This is a genomic window from Streptomyces sp. NPDC059455 (genome assembly GCF_042750115.1).
Classification (GTDB): Bacteria; Actinomycetota; Actinomycetes; order Streptomycetales; family Streptomycetaceae; genus Streptomyces; species Streptomyces endocoffeicus.
On the sequence record NZ_JBHYVB010000378.1, the window covers coordinates 1 to 5,480 of the forward strand.

A 5,480-nucleotide genomic window follows, 5' to 3' on the forward strand; every position below is an offset into this window, starting at 1 on the left:
GTTCGTACGGGCGGGGCCGCCGTGGGGTGGGCCGAGCGGGCGCCGGAACGTCAGCTCGCGCCGAAGATGATCGCCAGCGGGTCGTCCTTGTCGTAGGTGCCCGAGGGCTTGTCGGCGTAGACGTCGCTCATGAAGAGGTGCTCCCCGGAGTAGATGATCTCCGAGTAGCTGGGGCTGAACTTCTGCTCCAGCTCATGGCTGGTAACGGGGTTCTGCAGCAGCTTGGTCTTGGCGTACGACTTGGGGTCGATCCGCCAGACCGCGCCGCCGGTCTCCCAGGTGCTCTCCTGGTAGGCGAGGACGGAACCGTCCTTGTCCAGCCCGAGCGGGGTGAGGGCGGCGCCCTTGACCCCGTCGGTCTTCCCGATCGGCTTGCCGGTCTTCAGGTCGAAGGCCACGATCTCGTTGGCCGTCGCCGCGCTGGAGTCGGTGCGGTCCTCGGAGCCGAGGAAGAGGGCGTTCGCCGACTTGGAGACGGCGAGCTTCCGGCAGCCCTCGACGTTGGTCGAGTCGCACTTGGCGTCGTACTTGCCGTTCTCGGTGCCGATCTTGCCGAGCACCTTTCCGGTCTTGGCGCTGTCGTCGATGGACAGGAAGTCCGAGACCGCCGAGCCGGTGGAGTCACCGGCGTCCAGGCCGATCACCAGCGGATCGGTGGAGGCGACGTGGACGTAGTCGATGCCCTGCGAGACCTTGTAGGCCGACTTCACCGCGCCCGTCTTCGGGTTCAGCGTCTGGACCTGGATCTGCGGGTTGTCGTAGTCGCCGCAGCGGCGCACCGCGACCAGCTTGTCCTCGCCGCCCGCGTAGCCGTCGTCCGAGCACTGCTCGCCCGACTTGGGCTTCCACAGGGACTGGCCCGAGCTGGACCAGGCGGCGCCGCCGCTGGTGCCGCCCGCGGCCACGGTGCCGCCGCCGATGGTGACCTCGTCGAAGCGGACCTTCTCGTCACCCTCCTTGACGTTCCGGTGCCACAGCATCTTGCCGTTCTTCAGGTCCAGCAGCCCGATCTCGGTGCAGCTGGGGTACTTGTCCTCGGCCGACGGCTTGGCCTCCTGGTAGAGGACCGTGGTCAGGCCGTCCTTGGTGAGGTGGTCCGAGGACCAGCAGACCGCGCCGTCCAGCGGAATCGTCCACTTGGCGTCGCCGCCGCTCAGCGGATAGCCGACGATCTTGTAGACACCGGCCTTCACGAAGGTGTCGTCGGTGGTCCACATGCCCTCGACGGTGACCTGGTCGGAGACCTTGGGCATCGGGACCTTGTTGAGCAGCTTGGCGTCCACGGCCTTGGCGGGCTTGTCCCCGCCACCGGTGGTGCCGCTGGAGGAGCCCTGGCTGGACTGCTTGTCCTTGCCCTTGGCCTCGCTGCCGCCGCCGTCGTCCTTGGTGGCGAACCAGATGCCGCCGCCGATGATCAGCGCGACCGCGACCACGGCGCTGACGATGATCGCCATGCGCTGCTTGGACTGGCCGGAGCCACCGGGGCCGCCCGGACCGGGACCGCCGGGGTACTGGGCCTGCGGCGGCTGGCCGTACTGCGGCTGGCCGAATTGCGGCTGTCCGTAAGGCTGCTGGCCGTACTGCGGCTGACCGTAAGGCTGCTGGCCGGATCCGTACGGCGACGGGCCGCCCTGGGGCGGCTGACCGTGCGCCGGCTGGTCCGGGTAGCCGTAGCCACCGGCGCCCTGCGGGGGCGTCTGCGGCGGCGCCGGCGGTGCCGACGGCGGCGGAGGCGGGGTCTGCGGCGGCTGGCCGGGGGCCTGCGGATAGCCGTAGCCCTGCTGGCCCGGAGGCGGCGTGGGCGGCTGCTGTGGGTAGCCGTAACCAGGTTCCTGCGGCGCGCCGAAGCCGCCCTGCGGCGGCTGGTTCGGCGGCGGAGGCGGCTGTGACATGCGAAATCCTTCAGATGCGGGACCCGTCGTCCGACCGGCCTCCCCCGCGATCCCGGTGGTCAAAAGCCTCCGGGAAGGAGCGAATCGGACAGGGCACCCCGCCATTGAGCGGAAGGAAGGCGGGAGTTCTTTGTATCACCCGTAAGGGGCGCAATAGGGACCCGTGTCCAGGTCATGGACCAGCTGAGACCGGCCTGTGACGCGACCGTTGCCACGGCACACGCCACCGCCGCACAACCTCTTCACACGATGCTTTCAGGCCACCCACATCACGCGTCGTCGGCCAGCTCCAGCCAACGGGTCTCCAACTCGTCCCGCTCCCCCGTCAGCTCGCGCAGTCGCGTATCGAGCTCGGCGACCTTGGCGAAGTCCGTGGCGTGCTCGGCGATCCGCGCGTGCAGCTCGGACTCCTGCTCGCTGATCCGGTCCAGCCGCCGCTCGATGCGCTGAAGATCCTTCTTGGCGGCGCGCTGATCGGCCGCCGACCGCTGCCGGGCGGCCTGTTCACCGGACTTCTGCTTGGCGGGCGAGGCGGCGGCCGGGGCGGCCGCGGCCAGGGCCCGCTGCCGCCGCTCCAGATACTCGTCCACGCCGCGCGGCAGCATCCGCAGGGTGGCGTCGCCCAGCAGGGCGAGCACCCGGTCGGTGGTGCGCTCGATGAAGTAGCGGTCATGGCTGATGACCACGAGCGAGCCTGGCCAGCCGTCGAGCAGATCCTCCAGCTGGGTCAGGGTCTCGATGTCCAGGTCGTTGGTGGGCTCGTCCAGGAAGAGCACATTGGGCTCGTCCATCAGCAGCCGCAGGATCTGCAGCCGGCGCCGCTCACCGCCGGAGAGATCGCCGACCGGGGTCCACTGCTTCTCCTTGGTGAAGCCGAACTTCTCGCACAGCTGGGAAGCGGTCATCTCCCGGCCCTTGCCAAGGTCGACGCGCTGCCGGATCTGCTCGACGGCCTCCAGGACCCGCAGGTTCCGGTCGAGTTCGGCGACCTCCTGGGACAGATACGCGAGCCTTACGGTCTTGCCGACCACGACCCGGCCCCCGGCGGGCTGCTGATCGCCCTCGCTGCGGGCGGCCTCGGCCAGGGCGCGCAGCAGCGAGGTCTTGCCCGAGCCGTTCACCCCCACCAGGCCGATCCGGTCGCCGGGCCCCAGCTGCCAGGTCAGATGCTTGAGCAGCACCTTGGGCCCGGCGGTGACGGTCACGTCCTCCAGGTCGAAGACGGTCTTGCCGAGCCGGGAGTTGGCGAACTTCATCAGCTCGGCGTTGTCGCGGGGCGGCGGGACGTCCGCGATCAGCGCGTTGGCGGCCTCGATACGGAAGCGGGGCTTGCTGGTGCGGGCGGGGGCGCCGCGGCGCAGCCAGGCGAGCTCCTTGCGCATCATGTTCTGCCGCTTGGTCTCCTCGCTGGCGGCGATGCGCTCACGCTCGGCGCGAGCGAAGACGTAGTCGCTGTAGCCGCCCTCGTACTCGTGGACGGCGCCCCGCTGGACGTCCCACATCCGGGTGCAGACCTGGTCGAGGAACCAGCGGTCATGGGTGACCACCACCAGGCCCGAGCGGCGGGCGCGCAGATGCCCGGCCAGCCAGGAGATGCCCTCGACGTCGAGGTGGTTGGTGGGCTCGTCGAGGACGATCAGGTCCTGCTCGGCGATCAGCAGCTGGGCGAGCGCGATACGGCGGCGCTCACCGCCGGAAAGCGGGCCGATGACCGTGTCGAGACCCTGCGGGAAGCCGGGCAGGTCCAGCCCGCCGAACAGCCCGGTGAGCACGTCCCGGATCTTGGCGTCACCGGCCCACTCGTGATCGGCGAGATCGCCGATCACCTCATGGCGGATGGTGGCCGCGGGGTCGAGCGAGTCATGCTGGGTGAGCACGCCGAGCCGCAGACCACCGGCATGGGTGACGCGGCCGTCGTCGGCGGGCTCCAGCTTGGCGAGGATCCGGATGAGCGTGGTCTTGCCGTCGCCGTTGCGGCCGACGACGCCGATGCGGTCGCCCTCGTTCACCCCGAGAGAGACGCCGTCCAGCAGGGCACGGGTGCCGTACACCTTGCCGACGGATTCAACGTTGACCAGGTTGGTCGCCATCACACTCCATTACGCGGATCGATCGGCATCCCAGGGTAGTCGCCGCGCGGGGCGCCTCGCTCAGGCGCCGACCACACGCTCGGGCGCGGACCGCTCACTCAGGCGCGGACCACGCTCAGGCGCCGACCACACGCTCGGGCGCGGACCACGCTCAGGCGCCGACCGCTCGCTCGGGCGCGGACCACACGCTCGGGCGCGTACCGCGCTCGGACGCGGACCACACGCTCAGGCGCCGACCGCTCACTCAGGCACGGACCGCGCTCGGACGCGGACCACACGCTCAGGCGCGGACCGCGCTCGGACGTGGACCACACGCTCAGGCGCCGATCAGCCGCGCCCCGGGGGCCGGGCCGGAGGTGACCCGGACCGTGCGGCAGGTGCCCGAGGCGGCCAGACCGGTCGCCACCGCCTCCGCGGCCTCGGTGTCCTTGGCCAGGAAGGCGCAGGTCGGACCGGAGCCGGAGACGAGGGAGGCGAGCGCGCCCGCGTCCGCGCCGGCGCGCAAGGTGTCGGCGAGCGCGGGGCGCAGCGAGAGCGCAGCGGGCTGCAGATCGTTGGAGACGGCGGCGGCCAGCGCGGTGGCGTCACCGGTGCGCAGCGCGTCCAGCAGCGCCCGGGAGGGCTCGGGGTCGGGCACATCGGCGGCGCTCGCGCCCGCGCCGGACGCCTCGCGCAGCCGGTCGCATTCGCGGTAGACGGCGGGGGTGGACAGCCCGCCGTCGGCCACGGCGAACACCCAGTGGAAGGTGCCGCCGGTCTCCAGCGGCGTCAGCAGCTCGCCCCGGCCGCGACCGAGTGCCACACCGCCGACGAGACTGAAGGGGATGTCGCTGCCCAACTCGGCGCAGATCTCGAGGAGTTCGCCGCGAGATGCCTGGGTGCCCCACAGCGCGTCGCACGCCAGCAGCGCCCCGGCGGCATCCGCGCTGCCGCCCGCCATGCCGCCCGCCACGGGGATGTCCTTGGCGATGTGGAGATGCACGCCGGGCGCGATGCCGTGCCGCTCGGCGAGCGCGAGAGCGGCGCGGGCCGCGAGGTTGGTGCGGTCCAGCGGCACCTGGCCGGCGTCCGCGCCCTCGACGGTGATCCGGAGGGCGTCGGCGGGGGTGGCGGTGACCTCGTCGTACAGCCCGACGGCGAGGAAGACGTTGGCCAGGTCGTGGAACCCGTCGGGGCGCAGCCCGCCGACCGCGAGCTGGACGTTCACCTTGGCGGGCACACGGGCGGTCACGGGGCGGCTCACGGGGCTCCTCGCTGGGGTTCGGGTAATTCGGGTGTTCGGGTGTTCCGGTGCGGCCATTGTCCCGCCTGTGGGGGTGGGTCTGCGGCGGGCTTGTTCCCCACCCCGCCCCTGCCCGAACCGGGGGCAAGCCCCCGGGCCCCGTTTCGGGGGCTCCGCCCCCGCGCCCCCGCCGGAGCTGCGCCCCTGGTCCCCCGGGGGCCTAACGGGGCGGGGGGGGGGGGTTGGGGGGGCGCCGCCCCCCACCCCCCCCCCCCC

The 5,480-nt window shown here is 71.9% G+C and carries 3 protein-coding genes; all 3 read right to left on the minus strand.

Annotation, left to right across the window (positions count from 1 at the left end; genetic code table 11):
- Nucleotides 1-50: 50 nt before the first annotated feature.
- The 3 genes from ACFXB5_RS52330 to ACFXB5_RS52340 all read right to left on the minus strand — a co-directional run bounded on the left by ACFXB5_RS52330 (nucleotide 51) and on the right by ACFXB5_RS52340 (nucleotide 5,225).
- A complete protein-coding gene (locus ACFXB5_RS52330; protein ID WP_385222862.1) occupies nucleotides 51-1,892 on the minus strand; it encodes a hypothetical protein in 1,842 nt (613 codons plus the stop codon).
- A 269-nt stretch (nucleotides 1,893-2,161) separates the two neighbouring features.
- Entirely contained in the window at nucleotides 2,162-3,982 is a 1,821-nt protein-coding gene (locus tag ACFXB5_RS52335) for an ABC-F family ATP-binding cassette domain-containing protein (protein ID WP_385222865.1), read from the minus strand.
- A 316-nt stretch (nucleotides 3,983-4,298) separates the two neighbouring features.
- A complete protein-coding gene (locus tag ACFXB5_RS52340) occupies nucleotides 4,299-5,225 on the minus strand; it encodes a 4-(cytidine 5'-diphospho)-2-C-methyl-D-erythritol kinase (protein ID WP_385222870.1) in 927 nt (308 codons plus the stop codon).
- Nucleotides 5,226-5,480: the final 255 nt, after the last annotated feature.